Below are 25777 nucleotides of genomic sequence, written 5' to 3'. Positions count from 1 at the left end.
TCAGCGGCGCGGCGACCTCAGGGCGATCGCCAGCAGGCTCACGACCGTCACGAGCAGAGCGACCAGGCGGACGCGGTCGAGCTGGTACCCGTGGTCCCAGAACAGCGTCGTGAGTCGTTCGCTCCCGGTGCCGACGACCCAGAACAGCGTCAGCGCGGACGCCGACAACGTCCACACGACTCCGCCCAGGACCGCGACGATCGCCACCCGGCTACCTCGCAGCAGCAGGGCTGATCCCACGGTCACCAGCAAGGCCACCACGTCCTCGAGCGCACCGAAGGCGAGCACGTCCCACGACACCGAGAACATCAGGTCCGAATCCACGTGCGCAGGCTAGACGGCTACCGACCCGGCGTCCTCGCAACGCCACGACTGTGTTTGTGAGCGTCGGCACGGCCGGGCAGCATGGGAGCCCAGCCACCGCGCGGCAGCGGTCCACCGGGAGGAGACGCCTCGATGAGCAACGGCTGGTGCTGGGACGGTCGGAGCACGTGGGGGCCGCAGTGGCGCACCGCGGGTGTGCTCACGCTGGGGTTCACCGCGCTGCTGTGGGTGCTCGAGATCATCGACCAGGCCACCCCGCTCTACCTCGACGACGACGGCGTCGTCCCCCGCACCGTCAGTGGCCTCGACGGCATCCTGTGGGCGCCGATGCTGCACGCCGGGTTCCCCCACCTCATCGGCAACACGATGCTGCTGGTCCCCCTCATGCTGCTGACCCTCGTCGGTGGCGTCGCCCGAGGACTCGCCGCGACCGGGATCATCTGGGTCGTCGCCGGCGTCGGCACGTGGCTGATCGCCGCACCGGGCTCCGTCCATCTCGGCGCCTCCTCGCTGGTCTTCGGCTGGCTGACGTACCTGATCATCCGAGGGTTCTACGCCCGCAGCATCGCGCAGGTGGTGCTCGGCGTCGTGCTGGCGGTCCTCCTCGGCGGCACGCTGCTCGGCGTCCTGCCCGGCCAGCCCGGGATCTCCTGGCAGGGCCACCTGTTCGGGGCGATCGGCGGCGTGATCGCCGCCAGTGCGCTGCGCGGCCGTCCCCGCGCGCTCCCGGCCGCCGACTACTCGTACTGAGGCTCGTACTGGCGCCGCACGAGTCCCTGGCAGGGTTCGGTCCCGTGACGCCGACGCTGGAGATGCTCTGGGAGGACGCCGACCCGCAGGCCGTGCTGCGCGAGCGCCACGGCCTCGACGGCGCGGACGAGGCAGCCGACTGGGCTGCGCGCACGGCCGCAGCTCGCTGGCCGCTGGAGGACGTGCGGTGCGAGAGGCTGGTGCTCAGCTGGTCCAACGGCCTGGCCTGGCTCGGGACCGCTCAGGGGCAGCGCCTGCTCAAGTGGTCCGTCGACCCTGCGCTGTTCGCTCGGCTGCAGCGCGCGTCCCGAGTCACCGCGTGGCTCGCGGAGCGCGGCGTCCCGGTCTCGCCGGCACGGTCCACCGACAGCGGCGACCGTCAGGTCGAGTCCCACCTGCCTGATGGCCGACCCTGCTCGGTCGGGCTCCAGAGGGTCGTCGCCGGCGACCTCCTCGACGTCGACGACCCGACCCAGGTCACTGCTGTTGGTGCTGCGCTCGCGCGACTGCACCTCGCGCTGGCCGACTCCCCCGCCGACCTCCGCACTCCCGCCGACGAGGCGCCCACGCCGCTGCACGACCGGGTCCGCGGCTGGCTCGAGCCGGCCCGGGCCTGGCTGCCCGCAGCGGCGGCGGATCACCTGACGACGCGGCTCGACCGGTTGCCCGCGGGTGGGCTCGCCGCGCAGCAGGTGCACGGCGACGTCCGGGCTGCCAACGTGCTGGTGCGCGACGGTGAGGTGGCGGCGTTCCTGGACCTGGAGGAGACCCGGCTCGACCAGCCGGTGGCCGAGCTGGCGCGCGCTGCGGTGCTGCTGGGCACCCGGTACCGCGACTGGGCACCGGTCTCCCCCGGCGTCCAGGCGACCTTCCGCGCCGGCTACGAGCAGGTGCGGCCGCTCTCGGACCTCGAGGCGGCCTGGTGGGACGTCCTCGTGCCCTGGACGACGTGGGCGATGGTGCGCCCCGGCGCCGCGCCGTCGTGGGAGTCGGCCGCCAGAGCCCTCACCGGCGCCTGAGCTCGGCAGTGAGGCGTGACGGATGTGTGAGGACCCGGCGACCGGCGACCCCGGAGCGCTGCCTCTCGTGCCGCGGCTGGCACGATGCCGCCCGTGACGAAGCCCGACGCCCGCTCGACAGGCACCCGGTGGATCCGCCTGGTGCTGCTGGTGGTCGGCGCAGCGGTGCTCCTCACGCTGACGAGCCCGCTCCTCGACGACGACGACGTCGTCCGCGAGTCCGACATGGCCAGCATCGACCTCGGCCTGCCGATGCCCTGGCTTCACCAGGATCAGACCGGCTACGACCCCAGTGTTCTCAGCAGCCGCGGGATGGTGTCGCCATGGGAGAACCCGACAAGCGCCTCGGTCGGATACTTCCTCGCGGACGTGGCACTGCTCTTCGTGGTCCTGCTGGCGCTCACCGCACTTCTGGCGGTCGCCATCGGCCGGGTCAGGTCGTCTCGGGGAACGTGATCGCGGGGGCGACGCCCACGGAGCCGCTGCGGGTCGTCGGGTCCGGCGCCGCGCCGTCGTGGGAGTCGGCCGCCAGAGCCCTCACCGGCGCCTGAGCGTCAGCGACGCAGCTCGCCGGCGATCTCCCGGGCCAGCTCGACGGACGCCTCGATCTCGGCCTTGCGGATCGACACGCTCTCCACGTTGACCCCGAACGGCATGCCCAGGTGACGGCAGAAGCCGATGAGCTCGCGGGCGGCGCCGAGGGCGTGCTGGTAGGAGGCCTCGAGGGTGTCCAGGGCGTTGCGCAGGTCGTTCTGCATCCAGCGCGGCACGTCGACCCCGAGCCAGCCGAGGAACTCCAGCGTCTTGAGCGACCCGCAGACCGAGAAGGTGAAGATGATCGGCACCGGCTCCAGGCCCTGCTCCGCACACGCGTAGTGGTAGTCCGAGACCAGGTTCTTCGCGGCGTTGACGTCGTAGACCACCTGGCTGACGAAGAACGAGCACCCGGCCCGCTGCTTGGCGATCAGCCGGTCGTGCTCGTCCCCGCGACGCGTGTGACGCTCCGGGATCGCCACCCCGCCGAGCCCGAGGTCCGGCCGGACCTCCGCCCGCAGCGCCTGCGCCTCCGGCAGCGAGACGGGGGTCTGCTTCTCGCGTGAGGACGCACCCACGAACACGGTGAGGACGCCGGCCGCGTCCTGCGTCTCCAGCCAGGACCGCAGCTCGTCGCGCTCGTACTTGCCGACCGCGCGGTAGACGACCACCGGCAGGTCCCACGCATCGAGGTGCTCGCTGCGGAAGCTGCCCGGGTCCATGGTCGGCAGGAACGGGAACGGCCGCTCCTGCGGGTTCCGGTCGCTCTCGTCGTCGATGTCGTAGAGCACGAGACCGTCCAGGCCGAGCGGGCCCAACCGCTCGCGGGTGACGTCCGCGATCTCCTGCGCCCGCTCCGTGCTCGTCGTGGTCCGGGGTGGGGTGAGGGCGAAGAGGAGCAGCTCGCTCCCCCGGTCTGCGATGCGTCGTGCCAGGTCCACGCAGCAACGCTAGTCGGCGGGACACCCCCGCCTCCGGCGGCGATCGCAGGGTGAGAGCCAGGGCGGGAATCAGAGCGCGGTGCGCCACACGGAGACGTGGTCGGTGCTCTCCGCGGTGAACGGCGTGCGGGACCAGTCGGCCCAGCGGTGCTCCAGCGACAGCCCGGCGAGCCGGGCCATGAGGTCGCACTCGCTGGGCCACGCGTAGCGGAAGGTCCCGGTGGCGTGCCGCACGGTGCCGTCGGTGTCGTGGTGGTAGTGGTGGGACGTGCACTGCTGGGAGACGACGTCGTAGGCGTCGAAGACGAGGTGGCTCTCGTCCAGGCTCATCGGCACGACCCGCTCCCCCGGCAGCAGGCGCTGGATCGGCGGCACCCACTGCTCGACCACGAACCGACCTCCCGGCCGCAGGTGCCGGGCGGCGTTGGCGAAGCAGGCCACCTGCTCCTCCTGCGTCCGCAGGTTCGAGAGGGTGTTCCACACCAGGACGACGAGGGAGAACTCGCCCGCGACCCGCGTGCTCGCCATGTCACCGACCGTCACCGGCAGCGCGGCACCGCCGGGCTTGGCGCGCAGTCGCGCCACCATGGGCTCGGACAGCTCGATGCCTGCCACCTCGAGCCCGCGCTGGGCCAGGGCGAGACCGATCCGCCCCGTGCCGATGGCCAGCTCGAGCACGGGGCCGCCGTCGGCCAGCTCCTCCAGCCGGTCCAGCGTCGGGCCGAGCACGTGGGGCGCGAACATCTCCGCGGCGTCCCCGTCGTAACGGGCGGCCGTCGCCTCGTCCCACACCTCGCTGCTGCTCACGCACGGCACGGTGCCAGCGCGGTGGGCGGAGGGCTAGCGAGTTTCCCGCGCGCGGGCCTTGATCGCCTCGATGACCTCGGTCTTGGCGTCCGCGTAGGCGTCCATGCTCGACCAGGTGCGGGTGACGAGGCCGCGCTTGGTGGTCTCGTACAGCTCCCGGTCGGCGCGATCGGTGCGCAGGCGGTCGCGCAGCAGCAGGTAGTCGACGCAGGCCTGGGCGTCGTCCTCGTAGACGTGGACGTGGACGTCGCGCTCCGGGGTGCGCACCAGCCGGTGGCCGGGCTCGCGGATGCGCAGCGGGTAGCCGGCGTCCACGAGGGGCTGGAGGTAGTCCTCCTCGGCCGTGATGTCGTGGACCGTCACGAGGACGTCGATGATCGGCTTCGCTGCCAGCCCCGGCACCGAGGTGGAGCCGATGTGCTCGATGCGCACCGCCGTCTGCCCCAGCGCCGCGGCGATGCGGGCGTGGTGCCGGGCGAACTCCCCGGCCCAGGCCGGGTCGTGCTCGACCAGGAACAGCTCACGCTGCTCGGTGCCCCCGACCCGCTCGACCTCGGTCACGTCCGGCCGTCTGCGGCTGCGCTGCTCGTCCACGTCCGCAGGCTAGATGAGGAGTCTGCAGACCTCCGCAGGGCGGTGTGCGGTGTCAGCGTGAGGGCTCCTGCCTGCTCACGTTTGGTCACCAACCCGGTCTCCGGCGGCCCTGGACCTCGGGTTGGTGACCAAACCCGAGCCCCTCGGGCCGCGCTCGGGCTCAGGCAGGGACGGCGGCGAGCAGGTCCGAGCAGGCGCTGCGGTGGTCGGTGGTGATGCGGCCGCGGGTGCGCAGGGCGTCCAGCCGAGCCCGTCGCCGTGCCTGGGTGCTGCGGACCTGCTCGTGCAGCGCTCCGGCGACCTCGACGGACGCCATCCCTGTCAGCGTCATGGCCGCGAGCGCCTGCGCCTCGTCGTGGTGCAGCCCGGCGCGCAACGCCTCGGTGCGCACCACCCGGGACCGGCACGCCAGCACGCAGTAGGCCAGGAGCGCCAGGCCGAGGACGGCGGCGACCGCCCCGGCGCCCCTCCCCCAGCCGGTCCCGTCGCCGGCCGGGTCGACCAGGCGCGCCGGCGTCGTCGCGACGGCGGCGAGCAGCCCCGAGACCGGGCTGACGGCCGGCGCGGCGATGACCACGGCGGTGAAGATCGACATGACGCGATCGTGGCGAGAGGCCGCGGGCCGGTGGTGCCACGCCCGGCCATTTCCCCTCGATGCGGTAGGCCGCGCGAGGCGCGGACCAGTCCTCGGGCGCCGGGGTCCCCAGGTCGTCTCCCCCGGCGTCGCGAGCCCGCCCTGCTGCGCGGCACAGGGGTGGCGCGGGACACCCCACGAATGCCTGCCTCACCAGGCGAAACGGCATCGTCAGGATGTGCGTGACCTCACGTCCACGAGGAGTTGGGTGCGCCCGGTCGGGTCATGCACCATTGAGTTGTTAGCCAATGACAACGACGTCACCAGGAGGACCCCTCATGCTTCACTTCATCGGCACCGCCCGGCAGATCGACCGCTTCCTCGCCAACTTCGTGCCGTGGCACGTCGACACCTGGACGCGCCCCGGTCGCTGACCCCGGCACGCACGCACCAGCGCCCCGCACGACTCACGTCGTCCGGGGCGCTTCTCGTTCGGTCACCAACGCCGTCCTCACGGCCTCGGAGCACCGGGTTGGTGACCGAACGTGAAGTGACGGAGCGAGGGGGGAACCTCAGCCGGCCAGGTCGGCGGCGTCGGCCGACGGACCACCGGCAGGCGCCGCAGGGGCACCCCGGTCCGCGAGGGGCCCGGGCTGGGCGCCGGCGAGCATGTGGGCGCCGGTGCCGGGGGCGCGCCAGGCGTCCGGGATGGGGTGAGCGGCGACGTGCTCGGCGAACAGCGCCGGCCACTGCTCGATGTCCTCGGGAGTCTCGGCGACCACGAGCCGCGAGTCCGGGATGAGGTCGTGCAGCTTCTCCGCGGTCGAGAGCGGGTGCGTGGGGTCCCCGGTCCAGGCGAGGATCAGCGTCGGGTGCTGGATGGAGGCGACCTGCTCGGGCGAGGGGAAGTCCGCGCGGGCGGCGCCGCGCAGCAGCGTCGGCAGCAGCTCGACGGAGACGTCCGGCAGCGTGTCGGGGTGGTGGGCCGCGGCGGGGGGCACCGGCGCGACGCGTCCGGCTTCCACGAGACCCTCGATGCCCCGCTCCTCCACGATCCGGGCCTGCTTCTCGTAGGCCTCGGCCTTGGCGCGACGGGTCTCCCAGGCCGTGGGCGGCACCATCAGCGTCAGCGTGCCGAACCGGTCGGGCAGTCGCGAGGCGGCGTGCAGCAGCGTCCCGGTGCCCATCGACGGGCCGACGCCGTGCACCTGCCAGCCCGGGTAGACGTGGTCGAGCAGGTTCAGCAGGTCGTCGGCGAGGCTCGACCACCGGTAGCGGGTCAGGTCGTGCCCGCCGGTGGACCGTCCGTGGGCCCGGGCGTCGTAGCGCAGGACGCGGGTGGCCGCCCCGTCCGGCCGGGCGGTGAGGCCCCGCGAGACGTTCATCCCGAGGACGACGTCGCGGGCCCGGCTCGAGGTCAGCCCGTGCAGCTGCACGACGGGTCGGACGTGGTCAGCATCACGTCCAGCATGTGACTCCCCGACCGGCTCCGGGGCCGACGAGGACCCCGGGGCGCCTCCCTCGGGCGTGACCACCGACACGTCGTAGTCGATCACTGCGCCTGGAACGGGGAGCGACGGCACGGGGTGGAGCCTCCTGACCGGGGTTGTTCACGTGTGACCCCTAGAGTACGTCCATGCGGCTGACCAATGTCGCCCAGATGCTCCTCCCCGACGGGCGACTGAGCAGCTACGGCGTCCTCGCAGGCCCCCCTGCCTCCTCGCTCCCCATCTCCTTCGACCAGGGTCGGCACGTGGGTGCCGGCGACCGGCCGGGGTCGTGGATGGGCATCTCCTTCCGCCTGCCGCGCCACGAGACCCGGGAGGCCCTCGCGGCCGCCTGGCTCCACGTCGTGGAGCGGCACGGCACCCTGCGCACCGTCTTCACCGCGGACGAGGCGGGCGGCCTGTCGCTGCACCGCGTCCCGGTCTCCGCCGGCACCTGGACCGACCACGAGGTCCCGGCCGGCCTCCAGCTGCGCGACGTGCTCCGCGGCGTCCTCGACTCCGAGTGCCGCCCCTTCAACCGGCCCTCCTACCGCCTCGTCCACGTCGAGCCGGACGACGGCAGCGAGCCCGCGGTCGTCATCGCCGCCGACCACAGCCACCTGGACATGTGGTCGCTGCTGGTGCTCGTCCGCGACCTGCTCGCCTGCCTCGACGACCTGCGCGCCGGCGTGGGCTCCCCCGGCGCCGGCCTGCCCAAGCCGCAGGACTTCGCCGAGCACACCACAGAGCTGGCCGAGCGCGGCCCAGCGCCGGACGAGGTCCGGGCCCGGTGGCACGAGATCATGGAGGCCGGGGGCGGCGAGATGCCCGTCTTCCCGCTGCCGCTGGGCCCGCTGCAGCCCGTTCCGTCGGAGCGGGTCGAGGTCTGGGACGTGCTCGACGCCGCCCAGCTGACCCGCCTGACCCAGCGCGCCGCCGACCGGGGCACCCGGATGCTGCCGCTGGTCGTCTCCGAGATGGCCGTGGTCACCCAGGAACTGGCCGGGCAGCCGCTGCGGGCCGTCTTCCCCGTCCACAGCCGCTACGACGACCGCTGGCACTCCAGCGTCGGCTGGTTCATCACCAACGCGGTCCTCGACTGCCCCTCGCCCGACCTGGACACCGCGGCCGCCGCCGTCCGCGAGACCGTGAACCTGGGCTCCGTGGCGCTGGCCGACGTGCTCTCCCCCTGGGGCGGCATGCCCAACACCCCCGGCATGTTCGCGCTGTCCTGGCTGGACCTGCGCCGGCTGCCCGTCGGCGTCGACCCGGGCCCGGAGGGGCAGTACGTCTCCGCCGCCATCCGCACCGACGGCGTCATGCTGTGGTTCATCGTCGAGGACGGCGGCGTGCACCTGCGGGTGCGCTACCCCGACACCCCCGAGGCGCGCCGCAACGTCGGCGCGTGGATCGACGCGGTCATCCACCGGCTCCAGGTCTACGCGGACGCCGAGGCCGCCTGAGCCCGGTCGCCCGGCGGGGCCGGTGGCCTCAGTCGGTCAGCAGGAAGTGCCGCAGGATCGACACGAAGGTCTCCGGCTGCTCCGAGTGCACCCAGTGGCCGGCGCCCTTGACCGTCACGGTGGTGGTGCGCGGGAACAGCCGCCGCATCTCCTCGGCGTGCTCGGGGCGCACGTAGTCCGAGTGCTCGCCGGCCATCCACAGCACCGGCCCCTCGAACGCGGGCTCGAGGTCGGGGAAGCCGCCGATGACGTCCAGGTTGTCGCGCAGCAGCCGCAGGTTGGCCTGCCAGACGAACGCGCCGTCGCGGCTGCGCAGGTTCTGCAGCAGGAAGCCGCGCACCCGCGGGTCGCGGATCTGGCCGCTCAGAGCCTCGTCCGCCTCGCCCCGGCTCCCGAGGGCGTCCAGGTCGAGACCGGAGAGGCTGTCGAGCAGGTGGGCGAACTCGGAGCTGCCGTCGGAGTCGGCCGGTGAGATGTCGACGACCACGAGACGGTCCACCAGGTCGGGGTGCCTCGTCGCGAGCACCATGGCCACCTTGCCGCCCATGGAGTGCCCGACGAGGTGGGTGCGCGTGACGCCGCGCTCGGCGAGGTCGGCGCGCAGCCAGGAGGCCACCGTGTCGGCCAGGTCGACGTAGTCGAGGGTCTGCGTCCAGGGCGAGCGGCCGTGGTTGGGCAGGTCCACCATCGTCGAGCGCAGCTCGGGGGCCAGCGCCTTGGCGACCTGGGTGAAGTTGCGGCCCTGCCCGAAGAGGCCGTGCAGGAGGACGACGTCCTCGCCGGTCTCGCCGACGCGGAGGACGTTCAGGGCGGGCTGCTCGGCGGACACGGACGTCAGCCTAGGTGGCCGGGTCGAGCCGAGCGGCAGCGGTCGCCAGGGGACCGCTGCAGTCCGGACAACTCTCGGTCAAGGTCGGCCGAATGGCTTCACCGCTCGGACCCGGGACCGATCGGCTCCTCAAGCGCCAGACCCGACGCACCGCCACCAGCGCCACCGAGGACACCGTCATGTGGGACACCGTTCAGACCAACGAGCAGCACCTGTCGCACGACCGCCCCTGCACCAAGTGCGGGCACGAGATGCACGTCTACCTGCCGTGCGACGACGCGTGCGGCTGCCCGGCCGTCCTCGTCCCGGCGCGCGCGGCCTGAGGCCGCTCCCCCGATCCGCCCCGGCGACGACCACCCTCCTGGAGTCGCCACCGGGGTCACCAGGCCCCTGCCCCCCGGCGGCGCCGGCACCCTCCCCCTGAGTCGGGCCGGCGCCGCCGTGCTCAGCAGGCGGTCACGAGGTCGTACCGGCCGGCCGAGGTCAGCTCCAGCGACGTGACCGTCGCGTCGCCCTGCCCCAGGTAGTCCTGCGACCCGAGCGCGTAGAACGGGTTGTAGGGGTCGTTGCCGTAGGAGACCGCGCGGCCCGCCGCCTCGTGCTCGGCGTTCGTCGTCGTCCAGCAGGACGCCGGCGTGGTCGGCGTGCTGGTCGGCGTGCTGGTCGGCTCGGTGGTCGGCGTCGGCGAGGTCGTCGGCGTCGGGTCCGGCGTCTGACCCAACGTGGCGTCCGTGCGCCGGTTGTTGCCGAAGAAGAACCCGGTCACGTACGCCGGGTAGTCGACGCTGTCGGGGTCGACGTAGCTCGCGCCCGGGCCGGCGCCGGCGGGCCACGCGTGAGCGACCCCGGTGTTGGTGAACAGCGAGACGCGGGGGCCCGCCTCGTCCGACCAGACGGTGCCGCTGCCGGCCGGGTTGGCGCCGGTCAGCGTCGAGGTGTCGAGCGCGCTCGCGTCGGTGGCGCCGTAGATGCCGGCCATCACCTCGGCGTTGAGCCGGTTGTAGCCGGGCGCGACGGTGGTGTCGTCCGAGCCGTGCACGACCGAGGTGAGCTGGGTGTCGAACGCGTCGGTGTGGCTGCCGGCGAACCCGGTGCAGGTCGAGGTGGCCTGGGCCTGCGTGGTCGCGACGTAGGAGATCTGGCCCGAGGTGGTGCCGACCGTGGGGCCGGCGTCGATGCCGATGCCGGCGAAGACGTCGGGGGCGAGGCAGCCCATCACCATCGTCTCCCCGCCCCCGGAGGAGAGCCCGGAGAGGTAGACCTGGTCGGGGTCGATGTCGAGGTCGGGCCGTGCCAGCAGGGCGTCGACCAGCGCGAGGAGGTCGTCGTCGTGGCGGGCCGGCGCGCTGCGCGAGTGCTGGGTGTCGTAGTAGTCCCAGCAGCCGAGGAGCACGCCGCCGTCCGGCGCGGCCGGGGCGGCCACGACCATCCCGTAGGCGTCGGCCGTGGCCTGCCAGTTGCCGCCCGTGGCGAGGTCGGCGTTGGTCTGCACGCAGCCGTGCAGGGTGACCATCAGTGCGCGGCGCCCGTCGAGGGCCGGCGCCGTGGTGGGGGTGTAGAGCCGGACGCCGAGGCCGGCGACGGTCTCCTGCGTCCAGCTGCCCGCGGCCGCGGCGGGCTGCCGGGCGGGGCCGACGAGCCCGACGACGCCGGCGGCCAGCGTCGCGGCCAGGACGGCGGTGAGGACCGCGGCCAGGAGCCCGGCGGGCACGAGGGTCCGGCGTGCCCGGCTGCGGGTGGGCACGGTGGTGGGCCCGGTGGTGCGTGGTGGAGATGACTGTCCCGAGATGTGCATGGTTCCTCCAAGGTGGTCGCGCTGTGTCTCAGCGCGACCGGACGGCCGGGAGCACCTCCTCCGCGACGCGGCGGGCGCCGTCCTCGGCCATCACGATCGTGTAGTGGTTGACGTCCTCGACCTCGACCACGCGCAGGCCGCCGTGTGCGGCGGCGACGCGGTCGGAGAACGTCTCGGCGTAGCCGGGGGCGTAGAGGGCCCGGGGCTCGTCGAGCAGCCCGCGCGGGGCGCGCAGGAAGGTGGTGGGCACCGCGATCGACGCCAGCCAGGCGTCGTAGGCGTCCCCGCCGAACAGCTGGGCGCCGTCGGTGGCGACGGCGGTGCCGTTGGTGGAGGTGCGCAGGTGCGGCTCGGTGCCCTCCAGGTCGTAGTCCACGTAGCCCTCGACCACCGGGGTCCAGTCGCCGAACGCCGGGTGCGCGCGCCAGAAGTCGCGGTAGGCCTCGCGGTCGGGGAACGTCATCGAGAGGCGTGCCGCGGCGGGGCCGAGCACGTCCTCCGGCGTCGCGTCGGCACCGGGGGCGGCGACGCCGTCGGGCAGGGCGAGCGGCAGGCCGCCGTCCACCAGCGTCAGCGAGGAGACACGGGACGCGGCGGTGCCGGCGAGCGCGACGGAGACGAACCCGCCCATGGAGTGCCCCACGACGTGCGCCTGCGCCACGCCCAGGGCGTCCAGCAGCGCGACCATGTCGGCGGCGTGCGAGGCGAGGCCGTAGGGGCCGGGCAGGCCGCCGGAGCGCCCACGCCCCCGCAGGTCGGGGGCGATGACGCGGACGCCCGGCAGCAGCGGCGGCAGCAGCGGCCAGCAGCGGTGGCTGGCGGTGATGCCGTGGACGGCGAGCACCACGGGCGCCTCCGGCGCCTCCTGCGCGCTGGGACCCCACTCGCCGCCGGCGAGCTCGCCGCCGGCGACCGGGACGCGGAACGGACGGGGGGCGGCGAGGCCGCTGTCGGCCTGGCCGTCGAGCAGCTGGCTCATGACGCGGTCCACCCGCCGTCCATCGTGTACGAGGCGCCGGTGACCATCGCGGCCGCGGGCGAGCAGAGCCACAGGGCGAGGTCGGCGACCTCGCTCGGCTCGATCAGTCGCTTCACGGCCGACTCGGTGAGCATGATCTTCTCGACCACCTCGGACTCCTCGATCCCGTGCTGACGCGCCTGGTCGGCGATCTGCTTCTCCACCAGCGGCGTGCGCACGTAGGCGGGGTTGAGGCAGTTGCTGGTGACGCCGTGCGGGCCGCCCTCGAGGGCGGTGACCTTGCTCAGGCCCTCGAGGCCGTGCTTGGCCGAGACGTAGGCGGACTTGTAGGCCGAGGCGCGCAGGCCGTGCACGCTGGAGATGTTCACGATCCGGCCGAAGCCACGCTCGTACATGCCGGGCAGCACCGCGCGGGTCAGCAGGAACGGCGCGTTGAGCATGAGGTCGACGATGAGCCGGAACCGGGCCGGGTCGAACTCGTGGATCGGGGCCACGGTCTGGATGCCGGCGTTGTTGACCAGCACGTCGGCGTCGAGGCTGAGCTCGGCCAGGGCGTCGAGGTCGGAGAGGTCGACGGTCCAGGCCTTGCCGCCGACGTCCTCGGCGACGGCCTGCGCCCGGTCGCCGTCGACGTCGGCACAGATCACGTCCGCGCCGGCCCGGGCGAACGTCTCGGCGACGGCGCGGCCGATGCCGGAGGCCGCTCCGGTGACGACCGCGGTACGGCCGGTCAGGTCGGTGCTCATGCTGGTGGCTCCTTCTCTGGGGTGGGTGCCTGGTCGGTGGGTGCCTGGTCGGTGGGGGCCTGGTGGATGGAGGCGTGGTCGGTGGGTGCCGCGTCCGTGGGGCGGGGGCGCGCGTCGAGGGCGCGCTCCACGAGGGCCATCACCTCGTCGAGGACGTGGTCCGGGACGGCGGCGGGCGTGACGGGCTGGTCGGGCAGGTCGGGGTCGGGCTCGTCGGAGCCCCAGAGGACCCAGCGCATCCCGATCATCTCGCCGATGCCCATGAGGCACCACGCGGCGACGGTCGGGTCGATGTCCCCGACGTCCCCGTCGGCGCGTGCCTTCGTCAGGTTGGCGACGTAGCCCTCGACGATGCGGGTGTAGTGCTGGCGCAGGGCGCGCGGGGAGACGAACTCGGCCTCGCGCACCACCCGGTAGAGGGCGGGGTGCTCGGCGGTGAAGGCGAAGAACGCCCGGAAGCCGGCCCGCTCCCCCTCCATCCGCGTCGTGGCACCGGCGGCCGCCTCGGTCATGGCGTGGCGCACCCGGCGGTTGAGGTCCTCGACGAGCTCCTCGAAGACGGCGAGCTTGGAGTCGAAGTAGAGGTAGAAGGTGCCCTGGGCGCAGCCCGCGCGGTCGGTGATCCGGGAGACCGAGGCGTCGGTGTAGCCGAGCTCGGCGAAGACCTGCTCGGCCGCGTCGATGATCGCCTTGCGCTTCGCGGTGCCGCGCTCGGTGCTCGGCGCCCGGCGGGTGGTGGCGGGCCGCCCGGTGGGGGCGCCGGTGGTGCTGCCGGTGGAGGACGTGCTCATCGGGGGCCTTCCTGCGTCGGGGTCCGCTCCCGCCACTCCTGGGCGAGCGCGCGCCGCAGGATCTTGTCACTGGAGGTCCGCGGCACCTGGGTGACGACCTCCACCTGGGACGGCACCTTGAACCGGGCCAGCCGGCCGCGGCAGTGCTCGAGGAGGTCCTCGGCGTCGGTGGGCACGCCGTCGCGCAGCACCACGAAGGCCACGCCGACCTCGCCCCACCGCGCCGACGGGACACCGATGACGGCGGCGTCGGCGACGCCGGCATGAGCCAGGAGCACGGCCTCGACCTCGGCGGGCGAGACCTGCTCGCCACCGGAGATGAACAGGTCGGTGAGACGGTCGACGATCCGGTAGTAGCCGTCGACGTCCCGCTCGGCCAGGTCGCCGGTGTGCAGTCCGTGCCGGCAGCCGGGTCGGGTCGCGGGCTGGCGGAAGTAGCCGGCGAACACGTTGGGGCCGCGCACCACCAGCTCGCCACGCCCCGGCCCCACGAGCACCTCGTCGGTGACCGGGTCGACCAGGTCGACCTCGACGTGGGGGTAGGGCGTGCCGGCCATGCCGACCCGCGCGGTGGCCTCCTCGGGAGGCAGGCACAGCACGTTGGGTGCCGCCTCGGTGAGCCCGTAGCCCTGGGTCAGGGCCACCCCGCGGCGGTGCCAGGTGCGCAGCAGCGGCTCCGGCATCGGGGCGCCCCCGACGATCGCGTGCCGCAGGCTGGAGAGGTCCGCGGCCTCGAAGCCGGGGTGCTGGGAGAGCATCAGGTAGGTGGCGGGCACACCCATCGTGGTGGTGATCCGCCGCTCCTCGATCAGGTGCAGCACCCGGCCGGCGTCGAAGGTGCGCTCGAGCACCACCGTCGCGCCCATCCACCAGGCCAGCAGCGGCTGGATGTTCCAGCCGCCCACGTGGAACTGCGGCATCACGGCCAGCACCACGTCGCGGCTGGTGACCTCGGCGGTGCGGGAGAGGGAGAGGTTGGTCCAGAAGCAGTTGGCGTGGGTGAGCACGGCGCCGCGGGCGCGGCTCTGCGTGCCGCTGGTGAAGATGATCAGCAGCGGGTCGTCGTCGGCCACGGGCGGACGCGGCGCGCCACCCGGCCCGCCGGCGGTGGGCGAGCCCGGGTCCGGTGCGTCCAGCGTGGGACGCGGGGCGGGCACCCCGTGCTCGATCCCCTGCCGCCCGAAGCGCACCACGGGCAGCCCGGTCGGCTCGAGGCCGATCGCGCCCGCCACCGCCGGGTCCTCGAGCGCGGCGGCAGCCAGCGAGGAGAACTCGTCCTCGACCACCAGCACCGCCGGATCGCAGTCGGCGACCTGCGCGGCGATCTCCGGCGGGGCCAGGCGCCACGACAGCGGCACGAGCACCAGCCCGGCCTTGGCGCAGGCGAAGAAGAGCACCACCTGGTCGGCGGAGTTGCCGCTGAGCGTGGCGATCCGCTGACCGGGTGCGTACCCGGCGGCGACCAGGGCGTCCGCGAGGTGGCCGGCGCGCGCGTCCAGCTCGGCGTAGGTCAGCACCACGCCCCGGTCGTCGATCGCGGGCCGGGCCGGGGTCGCCTTGGCCCGGTCGGTGGTCCACCGGCCGAGGGTGTGCAGACCGTCCCGGTCGCGCACGGGGGTGATCACGCCGCCCCGTCCGCGGTGCTGCCCAGTCGTCCGCGCACGCCGTCGGCGAGGCGGGTGCCGAGGCCGACGAGGCCGCCGGGGACGAAGAGGACGACCAGGACGAACAGCGTGCCGAGCAGGAACAGCGGCTCCGAGAGCGGCACCCGCAGCAGCGCGGGCAGCTGCTCGACGGTGTCGGAGGAGGCCAGGGCGGTCAGTCGCTGGTCGAGCAGGGTGTAGACGATGCCGCCCACCACCGCGCCCCAGCGCGAGCCCAGGCCGCCGAGCACGACGACCACCAGGATGGTGAGGGTGAAGTCCGCCGACGCCACGCGCGGGGTGACGCCGCTGTTGAGCAGCAGGTAGACCATCCCGACCACGACGGCCAGGCCGGCGCCGACGACGAAGGCCAGCAGCTGCACCGGGTACGGGCGCATCCCGAGCACCCGGACCCGCAGCTCGTTCTCGCGGGTGGCGGCCGCCACGTGGCCCGCGCGGCTGCGCTCGAACCAGGTGACCAGCACGAGCACCAGCACCAGCAGGGCCAGGGCGACCCAGTACAGGTTGCGCGTGTGGATCACGCCGACCAGGGCGGCCGGCACGTGGTCGGTGGTGAGCGGGAGGCTCTCCTCGCCGCCGGTGATCGACGGGTTGCGGCGGATCAGCACCGAGCCGGCCTGGGCGAAGGCCAGGGTGACCATCGCGAAGGAGATGCCGGAGACGCGCAGGCTGACCGCGCCCAGGAGCGTCGCCACGGCGATGCCGAGCACGAGGGTCACGACCATGGCCGGCAGGAGGCCCAGCCCGGTGCGCTCGAGCACGATGCCCAGGCCGTAGGCGCCCACCGCGAGGTAGAGGGCGTGGCCGAACGAGAGCAGGCCGGTGATGCCGAACAGCACGTGGTAGGTCAGCGCGAGCGAGGCGAACAGCAGGCACAGCGCCAGCAGCTGGAGGGTGCCGGGCGTGTAGGTCGCGCCCGGCAGCACGCCCGGGATGCTGAGGTTCAGCAGCGGCAGCACCGCCAGCACCACGAGCAGGACGAGGCCCGCGACCGGCTCGACGAGGCGTCGACGGGTGCGCGTGGCGCCGCCGGGGGTGGCGGCGCGGTGGGAGTCGCCGTGCTGCCCGCGGGTGGTCGCGGGGCGGTCGTCCTCGCGGGACGTGGGAGGAGTGGTGCTGGTGCTCATGCGCGGGCTCCCATCAGGCCGGAGGGACGGACCAGCAGGACGGCGGCGAGCAGCAGGACGACGACGAGGTCGCCAGTGCCCGAGGCGTAGAAGTTGGCCAGCTGCTGGAGGACCGCGACGGCCAGCGACGCGATCGCGGCACCGAGCAGCGAGCCGAGGCCGCCGATGACGGTGACGATGAAGGCGAAGATCAGCAGCGACGCGCCCAGCTGTGGCGAGACGTAGCCGAAGTACTGCGAGGCGAGCACTCCCCCGATGCCGGCGGCCGCGCCGCCGATGGCGAAGACCACCGTGAAGGCCATGCGGACGTCGATGCCCAGCGCGGTCACCATGGAGCGGTTCTCCACGCCGGCGCGGATCACCAGGCCGAAGCGGGTGAACCGGAGGAAGGCGACGATGCCGAGGAGCACGGCGACCGCGACGCCGATGAGCAGGAAGCGGTCGTGCGGGATCTGCGCCCCCAGGACGCCGGAGGTCTCGTCGAGCCAGGCGGGCCCGGAGACGTAGACCGCGTCGGTGCCCCAGATCCCGTCGAATAGGGCCACGGTGGCCAGCGCGAGGCCGACCGTCACGAGCACCTGCTCGACGTGCCGCTCGTAGAGGCGGCGGATCAGCAGCAGCTCGGTGGCGATCGCCACCAGGGCGCCGACCGCGGCGCCGACGACCAGCGACAGCACCAGCGAGAGCCAGGAGCCGTCCGACATCCGGCGCGAGACCTCCCACCCGGCGTACGCGCCGAGGGTCAGGAACGAGCCGTGGGCGAAGTTGAGCACGCCCATGAGGCCGTAGATGAGGGAGAGCCCGGAGGCGACGAGGAAGTAGAGCGCCCCGAGACCGACACCGGTGACGAGGAGCAGGACGAGGGTGCTCACGAGGTGGCCTCCGCGGTGTCGTGCTGCTGGGACTGGTGCTGGGACTGGCTCTGGCCCGGCTCCCCGCCCACGCCCAGGAGGGCGACCACGCGCGACTCGTCGTCGAGCAGGTCGGCGGCGGGGCCGGCGTGCACCACCCTGCCGCCGTCCAGGACGACGGCGTCGCCGGCCAGGCGCCGGGCGACGGTGAGGTTCTGCTCGACCAGGAGCACGGGGACGACCTGGGCGGCCTTCTCCAGCGCGTCGGTGACCTCGCCGACCAGGCGCGGCGAGAGCCCCTTGGTCGGCTCGTCGACGAGCAGGAGACGGTTCTCGTTCAGCAGCGCACGGGCGAGGGCGACCATCTGCTGCTGGCCGCCCGAGAGGGTGCCGGCGCGCTGGGAGGAGCGGTCGATGATGTCGGGGAACAGATCCCCCACGAGCTCACGCCGCTCGGGGCTCACCCCGTGCCGTCCGCCGCGGCCGCCGGAGCGCTCCGCGAGCCGGAGGTTCTCCGCCACGGTCAGGGACCCGAAGACCTCGCGGTCCTCGGGGACGTAGCCGACGCCGCGCTGGACGACCTTGTGGGTGGCCAGGCGGTCGACGGGCTCGCCGTCGAGCTCGATGGTGCCGCTGCGCTCGATCAGCCCCATGAGGGCCTTGAGGGTGGAGGTCTTGCCCACGCCGTTGCGCCCGAGCAGCGCGGTGACGCCGCGGGCGGGCACCTCCAGCGAGACGTCCTCCAGCACCTGCTGACCGGCGATCCGCGCGGTGAGGCCGCGGACGACGAGGACGGGACGGGTGCTCATGCGCTCTCCCCCAGGTAGGCGCTCTGGACGGTCGGGTCGGCCATGACGGTCTCCGGGTCCGCGCAGGCCAGCAGGCTGCCGTGGTGCATGACGGCGAGCCGGTTCGAGAGGTCGAGCACGACGTCCATGTGGTGCTCGACGAGCAGGACGGTGGCGCCGTGCTCGCGCTGCAGGCTGCGGATGACCTCGACGAGCCCGGGCACGTCGGCGGACCCGACACCGGCCATCGGCTCGTCCAGGAGGATGACCTCCGGGCCGGCGGCCAGCAGCATGGCGATCTCCAGCTTGCGCTTGTCGCCGTGGCTCAGGCCCCCGGCGAGCGTCTCGGCGTGGTGGGCCAGCCCCACCTGCTCGAGCCGGGCGAGGGCGTCGACCGTGGCCGCGTCCTGGCGCCGGGGGAAGCGGAGCAGCGAGACGGCTCCACCCCGGGCGGCCTGGGACGCCAGCCGGACGTTCTCGCGGACCGTGAGGCCCACGAAGAGGTTGGAGGTCTGGAAGGTGCGACCGAGCCCGGCGCGGGCGCGGGCGTCCACCGAGGACGAGGTCACGTCGCGTCCGGCCAGGTGGACCCGGCCGGCCGTCGGTCGGGCCACGCCGGAGAGCAGGTTGAACAGGGTGGTCTTGCCGGCGCCGTTGGGGCCGATCACCCCCAGCAGCTCCCCGCGCGGCACGGCCAGCGAGACGTCGTCGATGATGGTGGCGCCGCCGATGCGCAGGCCCAGGCCGGTGGCGGAGAGGACCACGTCCTCCCCGCCGGCGGGCCGGGCGTGCGCGTGCGTCGCGCCGGGCTCGGTCGTGCTCACTCCTGCGTCACTCCCCCGCGACCGGAGGGGCGACGGTGTCGGCGTCGATCTCCTCGACCAGCTCGGGCGTCCAGCCGTCGCCGTCGGCGACGAGCGAGGCGGCGTACATCGGCTGGATCAGCGCGTGGTCCTCGGCGCGGACCGTGGTCTCGCCCTTGGGCCCGTCGAAGGTCCAGCCCTCGAGCGCGGCGACCATGGCGTCCACGTCGCCCCCGCCCTCGGCGACCGCGTGGGCGATCATCTGGCCGGCCACGAAGCCGTCCGGCGAGAACAGGTCCGGGGTCTCCCCGGCCTCCTCGAGGCTCGCGACCATCGCGTCGTTGACCTCGTTGTCGGGGCCCTCGGCGAAGTAGTGGCTGAGGAAGGTGATCTGGTCGCTGGCCGCGCCGTAGGCGTTGTAGCTGGCGACGTCGGCGAGGCCCGTGGTCACCGGGGCGGCGTCGAAGACCTGCTGCTGGGAGAGGCTCTGCCACATGGCGGCGGTGGTGTCGCCGGCCCAGGCCACGAAGACCAGGTCGGGCTTCGCGTCGAGGATGCGGCGGGCGAACGGGGTGAACTCGGTGGCGTCCTCGGGCACGAGCACGCTCTGCACGTCGGCACCGGCGGCGCCGAGCACCGCGTCGACCGCGGCGGCGTTGCCCTGGCCGAAGGCGTTGTCCTGGCCGAACACGACGACCTTCTGTCCGCTCGGGTCCCCGAGCAGGGCGCCGGCCGTGGCCACGTCCTGGTAGGTCTGGCGGCCGGAGCGGAAGGTGTAGTCGTTGATGCCGGTGATCGCGTCGGCGGCCGCCGGGCCCGAGATGTAGAGGACCTTGTTCTGCTCGGCCTGCTCGGCGAGGGGCAGCGCGACGCCGGAGGAGACGGTGCCCACGATGATCTGGGTGCCGGAGCCGATCGCGTCCTTGGCCAGGCTGACGGCCTTGGCGGAGTCGCCGGCGTCGTCGGAGAAGCTGAGCTCGATGGCCTGGCCGTCGACCTCACCGGTGCCGTCGGTGGCGTAGTCGAGGCCGGCCTCGAGCCCCGCGCGGTAGGCGGCGCCGTAGGCGGCCAGCGGGCCGGTCTCGGAGTAGATGACCGCGACGTCGACGGCGGAGGAGCCCTCGGCCGAGTCGTCACCGTCGCTGGAGGGGGCGCAGGCGCTCAGCGCCAGGCCCAGCGTGGCCGCGGCGGCCAGGGCGGTGGCCCGGCGCGTCGGCGCCGCCACCTTCTGCAGGATCGTCCTCATCGACGTGGTCCCTCTCGTCCGTTGGCAAACATGACAGGTGAGTCAGGTCTCAGAACGGAACGTAACCGGCGTCACATCGAGCGTCAACCGCGCACCGCGCCCGCGGCGTGTCGCGGCAGGTGCCTCCCGAACGCAGCAGGGCCCCGCCCCCGGACGGACCGGGAGCGGGGCCCGTGGCGGGCAGGACGCGGCGCCGCGCCGCGTCCTCGCAGGTCAGGAGACGTCGAGCAGTGCCTTGATCGCACGACGCTCGTCCATGGCCGCGTACGCCTCGGCGACCTGGTCCACCGGGAGCCGCAGGTCGAAGACCTGACCGGGGTCGATGGTGCCGGCGAGCACCAGGTCGAGCAGGTGCGGGAGGTACTCGCGGACCGGGGCCATGCCGCCGGCGAGGCCGACGTTCTTGCTGAACATGGTGCGCATCGGGGGCTCGGCGCCGTGGGGCACGCCGACGAAGCCGACGCGGGAGCCGGGGCGGGCGACGTTGAACGCGGTGGTCATGGCCTGGCCGGTGCCGACGCACTCGAGGACGGCGTCGGCGCCGACGCCGCCGGTGATCTCCATGACGGCGGCCTCGCCCTCCTCACCGCGCGCGGCGACCAGGTGGGTGGCGCCGAAGGCGGTGCCCAGCTTCTGGCGCGACTCGTGGCGCGACATCAGGACGACCTTCTCGGCGCCCATCTGGCTGGCGGCGATGACGCCGCACAGGCCCACGGCGCCGTCGCCGACCACGACGGCGGTGCCGCCCTCGCGGACGCCGGCGGCGACCGCGGCGTGCCAGCCGGTCGGCATCACGTCGGAGAGGGCCATCAGGCTGGGCACCAGGGCGGCGTCGGGGCCCGCGGCGCCGACGCCCGGGACCTTCACCAGGGAGCCGTCGGCCTGGTTGACCTTGGCCAGCTCGCCCTGGCCGGAGACCGTCATGCCCACGTTCACGCAGGCCGACTGCATGCCGGCGCGGCAGTGGGCGCAGGTGTTGTCGCAGTGGTCGAACGGGACGATGACGAAGTCGCCCGGCTTCACGGTGCTGACCTCGGACCCGACGGCCTCGACGACGCCGATGCACTCGTGGCCGATGGTGTGCGGCTCGGTGGTCGGGTTCTCGCCGCGGTAGGGCCAGAGGTCGGAGCCGCAGACGCAGGCGGTGGTGACGCGGACGATCGCGTCGGTGGGGCGGGAGACGACCGGGTCGGGGACGTCGGTCTCGAAGCGGATGTCGCGGGGAGCGTGGATCATGGTGGCGCGCATGAGCCCGAGCATGGCAGCCGCCCGGTGCTCCGCGCACTCGCACGGGTGGTTGCCCCTGGCATCTTCCCCGGTGGGACGCTGTCGGACGTGACGGACGCGACGTCACGGCCCGGGTGGGGATGGCGTCGGTCCGGTTCGGTGCGGGCCACTGCGTGACCACGTTCGGTCACCAACCCGGTGTCAGAGTCGGTGCAGGATGCGGTTGGGGACCACACGTGCCACCGGCGCCGACACGCACCACCCCGGTGGGTTTGCAGTCTTATCTCACATGTGAGTTACCGTCGTCGACGACGTCGGCCGAGGGCGGGTGACCCACCCGCGCCGGCCGGAGGACGAGAGAAGGGGAAGCGATGAGCGAGGGCTACAAGGACCGGATCGGTCTCCTGATCCGGGACGCCCGCAAGCACCGCGGCCTGACCCAGCAGCAGCTCGCCGAGCGCCTGGGCACGAGCCAGAGCGCGGTGAACCGCATCGAGCGGGGCCAGCAGAACCTGAGCCTGGAGATGATCGCCCGGATCGGCACCGCGCTGGACTCCGAGATCGTCGCGCTGGGCGCCGGCCCGGTGCACCTGCGGATCACCGGCCCGACCACGCTGTCGGGCGAGATCGAGGTCAAGACCTCCAAGAACGCCGGTGTCGCGCTGCTGTGCGGCTCCCTGCTGAACAAGGGCCGCACGGTCCTGCGCCGCGTGGCGCGGATCGAGGAGGTCAACCGCCTCCTGGAGGTGCTCGGCAGCCTCGGCGTGCAGACCCGTTGGCTCAACGACGAGAACGACCTCGAGATCATCCCGCCCAAGCAGCTCAAGCTGGACGACATCGACGAGGAGGCGGCCCGCCGCACCCGCTCGGTGATCATGTTCCTCGGGCCGCTGCTGCACCGCGCCGACTCGTTCGCCCTGCCCTACGCGGGCGGGTGCAACCTCGGCACGCGCACTGTCGAGCCGCACATGGCCGCGCTGCGTCCCTTCGGCCTGGACGTGGTCGCCACCGAGCGCCAGTACCACGCCAAGGTCGACGCGAGCGTCGTCCCGGACCGCCCGATCGTGCTCAGCGAGCGCGGCGACACCGTCACCGAGAACGCGCTGATGGCCGCCGCGCTCCACCCGGGCACGACGATCATCCGCAACGCCTCGTCCAACTACATGGTCCAGGACCTGTGCTTCTACCTGCAGAAGCTGGGTGTCGAGGTGGAGGGCATCGGCACCACGACGCTGACCGTGACGGGCGTGGAGAACATCGACGTCGACGTCGACTACGCCCCCTCCGAGGACCCGATCGAGGCGATGAGCCTCCTTGCCGCGGCGATCGTCACCAAGTCCGAGATCACCATCAAGCGGGTGCCGATCGAGTTCCTCGAGATCGAGCTGGCCACCCTGGAGACGATGGGCTTCGAGTACGAGCGCAGCGAGGAGTACGCGGCCCGCAACGGTCACACCCGCTTGGTCGACCTCACCACGTACCCGAGCGAGCTCACGGCCCCGCGGGACAAGATCCACCCGCTGCCGTTCCCGGGCCTGAACATCGACAACCTGCCGTTCTTCGCGGTGATCGCCGCCGTGGCCACCGGCCAGACGCTGCTGCACGACTGGGTCTACGAGAACCGGGCGATCTACCTGACCGAGCTCTCCAAGCTCGGCGGCAACGTCAAGCTGCTCGACCCGCACCGCGTGATGATCGAGGGCCCGACGCACTTCAGCGGCACCGAGATCGTGTGCCCGCCGGCACTGCGCCCCTCCGTCGTCCTGCTGCTGGCGATGCTCGCGGCCAAGGGGACGTCGGTGCTGCGCTCGACCTACGTCATCGCCCGCGGCTACGAGGACCTCGCCGAGCGTCTCAACGAGCTGGGCGCGAGCATCGAGTCCTTCCGCGACATCTGAGCCGGCACCCCCGGCGAGCACGACCCGGACCCCCGTCGACCCTCCTTCACCGGACGGACGGCGGGGGTCCACCCCATCCCGGGCCGCGAACGGCCATACTGCGCCGGTGAGCACCAGCAGCAGCGCCTCACCGGTCACCGGTCACGCCTACCTCGACCGGGTCCACGACCTGCCGGGCTCGGTGCTGGCCATGGCGCACCGCGGCGGTGCCCGGCACCCCGACCTCGCCGGCCTGGAGAACACCCGCACCGCGTTCGCGCACGCCGTCGACCTCGGCTACTCCTACCTGGAGACCGACGTGCACGCCACGCGGGACGGGGTGCTGCTGGCGTTCCACGACGACCGCCTGGACCGGGTCACCGACAGCACCGGCCTCGTCGCCGACCTGCCCGCCTCGGCCGTGCGGGTCGCGCGCGTCGCCGGCCGCGAGCCCGTGCCGACCCTCGACGAGCTCCTCGAGTCCTTCCCCGGCGTCGCCTTCAACATCGACATCAAGGCGGACGCGGCGGTGCAGCCGCTCGTGGAGACGATCGCCGCCCACCGCGCGTGGGACCGGGTGCTGGTCGGCTCCTTCGGCCTCGGCCGGCTGCGCCGCTTCCGAGCGCTGGCCCAGGGCCGCGTGCCCACCTCGGCCGCCCCCGCCGAGGTGGCGGCCTTCGTCTCCCCCACCAGCCCCCGGGCCCTGCGCCGTCGGGTGGCCCGCGACGTCGCCGCCCTCCAGGTGCCCGTCGCCCAGCGGCTGCCGGTGCCGGGCCGCACGGAGCACCTGCCGGTGGTGACCGAGCGGCTGGTGCACCGGGCCCACGAGGTCGGCGTGCACGTGCACGTGTGGACCGTCGACGAGCCGGCCGAGATGGCGTGGCTGCTCGGCCTCGGGGTCGACGGGCTGATCACCGACCGCACCGACGTGCTGCGTGACACCCTCACCGAGCGCGGGGCCTGGCTCGGCGCGGACAGCCGGCCCGAGACCCAGCCTGTCCCCCAGACCCAGCCCGAGACCCAGCCCGAGACCCAGCACCGGAGCGACTCATGAGCACCGCCTCGTCCGACCAGCCCGTGCTGAGCCCCGCCGAGCGTCGCCGGGAGCAGCGCTCCTGGTACTTCTACGACTTCGCCAACTCCGCCTTCTCCACCACGGTGGCGGGCGTGCTGTTCGGCCCGTACCTGATCGCGGTGGCCGAGCAGGCGGCGGTCGACGACCGGGTCTCGGTCCTCGGGGTGTCTGTGGCGCCCGGGGCGCTGCCCGCGTTCGTCATCACGGCCTCGACCCTGCTCTCGGCCGTCCTGCTGCCCATGCTGGGCGCGGTCGCCGACCGCACGGCCCGCAAGAAGGACCTCATGGCGGGGTTCGCGTGGGTGGGCGCGGCGGCCGCGGCGGGCCTGTTCCTCATGACCGACGACAACTGGCAGCTGGGCGTCGTCTCCTTCCTGGTGGCCAACCTGTGCTTCGCGGCGGCTGCGGTCTTCTACGACTCGATGCTCCCGCTGATCTCGACCGAGTCCGAGCGCGACGGCGTCTCCAGCCGTGGGTGGGCGCTCGGCTACGCCGGCGGCGGCCTGCTGCTGGCGATCAACTTCGTGCTGGTCTCGTTCCCGGAGCTGATCGGCACCGACGTGGCAGGCGCGACCCGGATCAGTCTGCTGTCGGCGGCGATCTGGTGGGCGGCGTTCACCGTCATCCCGTGGCTCGGCATCCGCAACCGACCCCCGCGCGACGTCGAGCCGGTCGTCGGCGGGGTCGTGCAGCGCAGCTTCGGCCAGCTCTGGACGACGCTCAAGGAGCTGCGGCGCTACCCGGTCGCCCTGACGTTCCTGGCCGCCTACCTGTTCTTCAACGACGGCATCCAGACCGTCATCGGCCAGGCCTCCATCTACGGCACCGAGACCCTGGGCTTCGAGCTCGGCACGGTGCTGGTCGCCTACCTGGTGGTCCAGCTGGTCGCCGTCGGCGGCGCGCTCGCCTTCGGCCGGGCGGCGGTGCGGTTCGGCGCCAAGCCGGTCATCCTGTTCGGCCTGGTGATCTGGATGGTCATCGTCACCGTCGCCCTCGTGCTGCCCGCCGGCCAGTTCCCGCTGTTCCTGCTGCTGGCCGTCGCGATCGGTGTGGTGCTCGGCGGCACGCAGGCATTGGCGCGTTCCTACTTCTCACTGCTCATCCCGGCCGGCAAGGAGGCGGAGTTCTTCAGCCTCTACCACGCGATGGACCGTGGCACCTCCTGGTTCGGCACCCTCGTCTTCGGCCTCGTCTACCAGGTCACCGGCTCGTACCGGCCGGCCGTGTTCGCGCTCGTCGTGTTCTTCCTCGTCGGTGGGTTCCTCCTCACCCGGGTGGACACCCGCCGCGGGATCGCCGACGCCGGCAACCGCCTGCCGGCCCATCTCGCCTGAGGCGCGAAGCCGCAGGTCAGGCGGCCGGTGACGGGCTGTGTGCGAGGTGCTCCGGGCGCTGCTCGCCGGCGTCGGCCACACCCCTGCGGCCGTTTGTGGGAACACGCGCCCGGTCTGTACCGTTGTGAGATATCGACGAAGGACCCACTGCG

Annotated in this window: 26 protein-coding genes; 8 read left to right on the top strand and 18 right to left on the bottom strand. The window is 73.3% G+C overall.

Features of this window, described 5'->3' with window-relative positions:
* On the bottom strand, positions 1-324 hold the full coding sequence (locus tag M8316_RS10965) for a hypothetical protein (RefSeq protein WP_250054525.1): 324 nt from the start codon (positions 322-324) through the stop codon (positions 1-3).
* Positions 325-456: 132 nt separating this feature from the next.
* Here M8316_RS10965 and M8316_RS10960 point away from each other — a divergent pair, with 132 nt between their 5' ends.
* From M8316_RS10960 to M8316_RS10950, 3 genes are all read left to right on the top strand, one after another.
* The gene (locus M8316_RS10960; RefSeq protein WP_250054524.1) at positions 457-1074 is read left to right on the top strand and encodes a rhomboid family intramembrane serine protease; all 618 of its coding nucleotides are present in this window, start codon (positions 457-459) and stop codon (positions 1072-1074) included.
* Positions 1075-1118: 44 nt separating this feature from the next.
* The gene (locus M8316_RS10955; RefSeq protein WP_250054523.1) at positions 1119-2093 is read left to right on the top strand and encodes a phosphotransferase; all 975 of its coding nucleotides are present in this window, start codon (positions 1119-1121) and stop codon (positions 2091-2093) included.
* A gap of 93 nt (positions 2094-2186) precedes the next feature.
* The gene (locus M8316_RS10950) at positions 2187-2549 is read left to right on the top strand and encodes a hypothetical protein (RefSeq protein WP_250054522.1); all 363 of its coding nucleotides are present in this window, start codon (positions 2187-2189) and stop codon (positions 2547-2549) included.
* 98 nt (positions 2550-2647) lie between these two features.
* On the opposite strand, the gene M8316_RS10945 is transcribed toward M8316_RS10950, so the two are convergent.
* From M8316_RS10945 to M8316_RS10925, 5 genes are all read right to left on the bottom strand, one after another.
* Positions 2648-3568, bottom strand: a complete 921-nt coding sequence (locus M8316_RS10945; protein WP_250054521.1) for a methylenetetrahydrofolate reductase — start codon at positions 3566-3568, stop codon at positions 2648-2650.
* 69 nt (positions 3569-3637) lie between these two features.
* Positions 3638-4375, bottom strand: a complete 738-nt coding sequence (locus M8316_RS10940; protein WP_250054520.1) for a class I SAM-dependent DNA methyltransferase — start codon at positions 4373-4375, stop codon at positions 3638-3640.
* A gap of 33 nt (positions 4376-4408) precedes the next feature.
* Complete coding sequence (locus M8316_RS10935; RefSeq protein WP_250054519.1) at positions 4409-4969, bottom strand: GrpB family protein; 561 nt, start codon at positions 4967-4969, stop codon at positions 4409-4411.
* A gap of 160 nt (positions 4970-5129) precedes the next feature.
* Positions 5130-5564, bottom strand: a complete 435-nt coding sequence (locus M8316_RS10930) for a hypothetical protein (protein WP_250054517.1) — start codon at positions 5562-5564, stop codon at positions 5130-5132.
* Positions 5565-6115: 551 nt separating this feature from the next.
* Positions 6116-6979, bottom strand: a complete 864-nt coding sequence (locus M8316_RS10925; protein ID WP_250054515.1) for an alpha/beta fold hydrolase — start codon at positions 6977-6979, stop codon at positions 6116-6118.
* Between the two features lie 200 nt (positions 6980-7179).
* Between M8316_RS10925 and M8316_RS10920 the strand changes: the two genes are divergently transcribed.
* Positions 7180-8493 (top strand): condensation domain-containing protein, encoded by a 1314-nt coding sequence (locus M8316_RS10920; RefSeq protein WP_250054514.1) that lies wholly within the window; start codon positions 7180-7182, stop codon positions 8491-8493.
* A 28-nt stretch (positions 8494-8521) separates the two neighbouring features.
* On the opposite strand, the gene M8316_RS10915 is transcribed toward M8316_RS10920, so the two are convergent.
* A complete protein-coding gene (locus M8316_RS10915; RefSeq protein ID WP_250054513.1) occupies positions 8522-9322 on the bottom strand; it encodes an alpha/beta fold hydrolase in 801 nt (266 codons plus the stop codon).
* Positions 9323-9414: 92 nt separating this feature from the next.
* On the opposite strand from M8316_RS10915, the gene M8316_RS10910 reads away from it, so the two are divergent.
* Entirely contained in the window at positions 9415-9645 is a 231-nt protein-coding gene (locus tag M8316_RS10910) for a hypothetical protein (RefSeq protein ID WP_250054512.1), read from the top strand.
* 122 nt (positions 9646-9767) lie between these two features.
* On the opposite strand, the gene M8316_RS10905 is transcribed toward M8316_RS10910, so the two are convergent.
* From M8316_RS10905 to M8316_RS10855, 11 genes are all read right to left on the bottom strand, one after another.
* Positions 9768-11066, bottom strand: a complete 1299-nt coding sequence (locus M8316_RS10905) for an extracellular catalytic domain type 1 short-chain-length polyhydroxyalkanoate depolymerase (RefSeq protein ID WP_250054511.1) — start codon at positions 11064-11066, stop codon at positions 9768-9770.
* Positions 11067-11145: 79 nt separating this feature from the next.
* A complete protein-coding gene (locus M8316_RS10900) occupies positions 11146-12096 on the bottom strand; it encodes an alpha/beta fold hydrolase (RefSeq protein ID WP_250054510.1) in 951 nt (316 codons plus the stop codon).
* Positions 12093-12842 (bottom strand): 3-hydroxybutyrate dehydrogenase, encoded by a 750-nt coding sequence (locus M8316_RS10895; protein WP_250054509.1) that lies wholly within the window; start codon positions 12840-12842, stop codon positions 12093-12095. Before M8316_RS10895 ends, M8316_RS10900 begins: the two co-directional genes overlap by 4 nt.
* Positions 12839-13633, bottom strand: a complete 795-nt coding sequence (locus M8316_RS10890) for a TetR/AcrR family transcriptional regulator (RefSeq protein WP_250054508.1) — start codon at positions 13631-13633, stop codon at positions 12839-12841. The genes M8316_RS10895 and M8316_RS10890 overlap by 4 nt, the downstream gene beginning before the upstream one ends.
* Complete coding sequence (locus M8316_RS10885) at positions 13630-15258, bottom strand: AMP-binding protein (protein WP_250054506.1); 1629 nt, start codon at positions 15256-15258, stop codon at positions 13630-13632. Before M8316_RS10885 ends, M8316_RS10890 begins: the two co-directional genes overlap by 4 nt.
* Positions 15255-16424, bottom strand: coding sequence for a branched-chain amino acid ABC transporter permease (locus M8316_RS10880; protein WP_250054504.1), 1170 nt, complete (start codon positions 16422-16424; stop codon positions 15255-15257). Before M8316_RS10880 ends, M8316_RS10885 begins: the two co-directional genes overlap by 4 nt.
* A complete protein-coding gene (locus M8316_RS10875) occupies positions 16421-17296 on the bottom strand; it encodes a branched-chain amino acid ABC transporter permease (protein WP_250054502.1) in 876 nt (291 codons plus the stop codon). Before M8316_RS10875 ends, M8316_RS10880 begins: the two co-directional genes overlap by 4 nt.
* Complete coding sequence (locus M8316_RS10870) at positions 17293-18084, bottom strand: ABC transporter ATP-binding protein (protein WP_250054501.1); 792 nt, start codon at positions 18082-18084, stop codon at positions 17293-17295. Before M8316_RS10870 ends, M8316_RS10875 begins: the two co-directional genes overlap by 4 nt.
* Positions 18081-18887 (bottom strand): ABC transporter ATP-binding protein, encoded by an 807-nt coding sequence (locus M8316_RS10865; RefSeq protein ID WP_250054499.1) that lies wholly within the window; start codon positions 18885-18887, stop codon positions 18081-18083. The genes M8316_RS10870 and M8316_RS10865 overlap by 4 nt, the downstream gene beginning before the upstream one ends.
* Before the next feature lie 7 nt (positions 18888-18894).
* Positions 18895-20112, bottom strand: coding sequence for a substrate-binding domain-containing protein (locus M8316_RS10860; RefSeq protein WP_250054497.1), 1218 nt, complete (start codon positions 20110-20112; stop codon positions 18895-18897).
* Between the two features lie 213 nt (positions 20113-20325).
* Positions 20326-21360 carry a zinc-dependent alcohol dehydrogenase family protein gene (locus M8316_RS10855; protein ID WP_250054496.1) on the bottom strand — a complete coding sequence of 345 codons (1035 nt, stop codon included), beginning with the start codon at positions 21358-21360 and terminating at the stop codon, positions 20326-20328.
* A gap of 350 nt (positions 21361-21710) precedes the next feature.
* On the opposite strand from M8316_RS10855, the gene M8316_RS10850 reads away from it, so the two are divergent.
* From M8316_RS10850 to M8316_RS10840, 3 genes are all read left to right on the top strand, one after another.
* Positions 21711-23237, top strand: coding sequence for a helix-turn-helix domain-containing protein (locus M8316_RS10850; protein WP_250054494.1), 1527 nt, complete (start codon positions 21711-21713; stop codon positions 23235-23237).
* 106 nt (positions 23238-23343) lie between these two features.
* On the top strand, positions 23344-24270 hold the full coding sequence (locus tag M8316_RS10845; protein WP_250054492.1) for a glycerophosphodiester phosphodiesterase family protein: 927 nt from the start codon (positions 23344-23346) through the stop codon (positions 24268-24270).
* The gene (locus M8316_RS10840; RefSeq protein WP_250054491.1) at positions 24267-25625 is read left to right on the top strand and encodes an MFS transporter; all 1359 of its coding nucleotides are present in this window, start codon (positions 24267-24269) and stop codon (positions 25623-25625) included. The genes M8316_RS10845 and M8316_RS10840 overlap by 4 nt, the downstream gene beginning before the upstream one ends.
* Positions 25626-25777 lie beyond the last annotated feature (152 nt).

Source organism: Nocardioides bruguierae (assembly GCF_023554635.1).
In the GTDB taxonomy this organism is placed as follows: domain Bacteria; phylum Actinomycetota; class Actinomycetes; order Propionibacteriales; family Nocardioidaceae; genus Nocardioides; species Nocardioides bruguierae.
Note: the sequence above shows the minus strand (reverse complement) of the source record. Positions and strands in the feature narration are given on the sequence as shown.

What these genes read in the sequence shown, in the direction of transcription:
- M8316_RS10900 (WP_250054510.1), bottom strand. Translation starts at nt 12,096, where the DNA reads ATGAGCCAGCTGCTCGACGGCCAGGCCGACAGCGGCCTCGCCGCCCCC.
- M8316_RS10880 (WP_250054504.1), bottom strand. Translation starts at nt 16,424, where the DNA reads ATGAGCACCAGCACCACTCCTCCCACGTCCCGCGAGGACGACCGCCCC.
- M8316_RS10860 (WP_250054497.1), bottom strand. Translation starts at nt 20,112, where the DNA reads ATGAGGACGATCCTGCAGAAGGTGGCGGCGCCGACGCGCCGGGCCACC.
- M8316_RS10855 (WP_250054496.1), bottom strand. Translation starts at nt 21,360, where the DNA reads ATGCGCGCCACCATGATCCACGCTCCCCGCGACATCCGCTTCGAGACC.
- M8316_RS10930 (WP_250054517.1), bottom strand. Translation starts at nt 5,564, where the DNA reads ATGTCGATCTTCACCGCCGTGGTCATCGCCGCGCCGGCCGTCAGCCCG.
- M8316_RS10840 (WP_250054491.1), top strand. Translation starts at nt 24,267, where the DNA reads ATGAGCACCGCCTCGTCCGACCAGCCCGTGCTGAGCCCCGCCGAGCGT.
- M8316_RS10960 (WP_250054524.1), top strand. Translation starts at nt 457, where the DNA reads ATGAGCAACGGCTGGTGCTGGGACGGTCGGAGCACGTGGGGGCCGCAG.
- M8316_RS10870 (WP_250054501.1), bottom strand. Translation starts at nt 18,084, where the DNA reads ATGAGCACCCGTCCCGTCCTCGTCGTCCGCGGCCTCACCGCGCGGATC.
- M8316_RS10850 (WP_250054494.1), top strand. Translation starts at nt 21,711, where the DNA reads ATGAGCGAGGGCTACAAGGACCGGATCGGTCTCCTGATCCGGGACGCC.
- M8316_RS10910 (WP_250054512.1), top strand. Translation starts at nt 9,415, where the DNA reads ATGGCTTCACCGCTCGGACCCGGGACCGATCGGCTCCTCAAGCGCCAG.
- M8316_RS10890 (WP_250054508.1), bottom strand. Translation starts at nt 13,633, where the DNA reads ATGAGCACGTCCTCCACCGGCAGCACCACCGGCGCCCCCACCGGGCGG.
- M8316_RS10895 (WP_250054509.1), bottom strand. Translation starts at nt 12,842, where the DNA reads ATGAGCACCGACCTGACCGGCCGTACCGCGGTCGTCACCGGAGCGGCC.
- M8316_RS10920 (WP_250054514.1), top strand. Translation starts at nt 7,180, where the DNA reads ATGCGGCTGACCAATGTCGCCCAGATGCTCCTCCCCGACGGGCGACTG.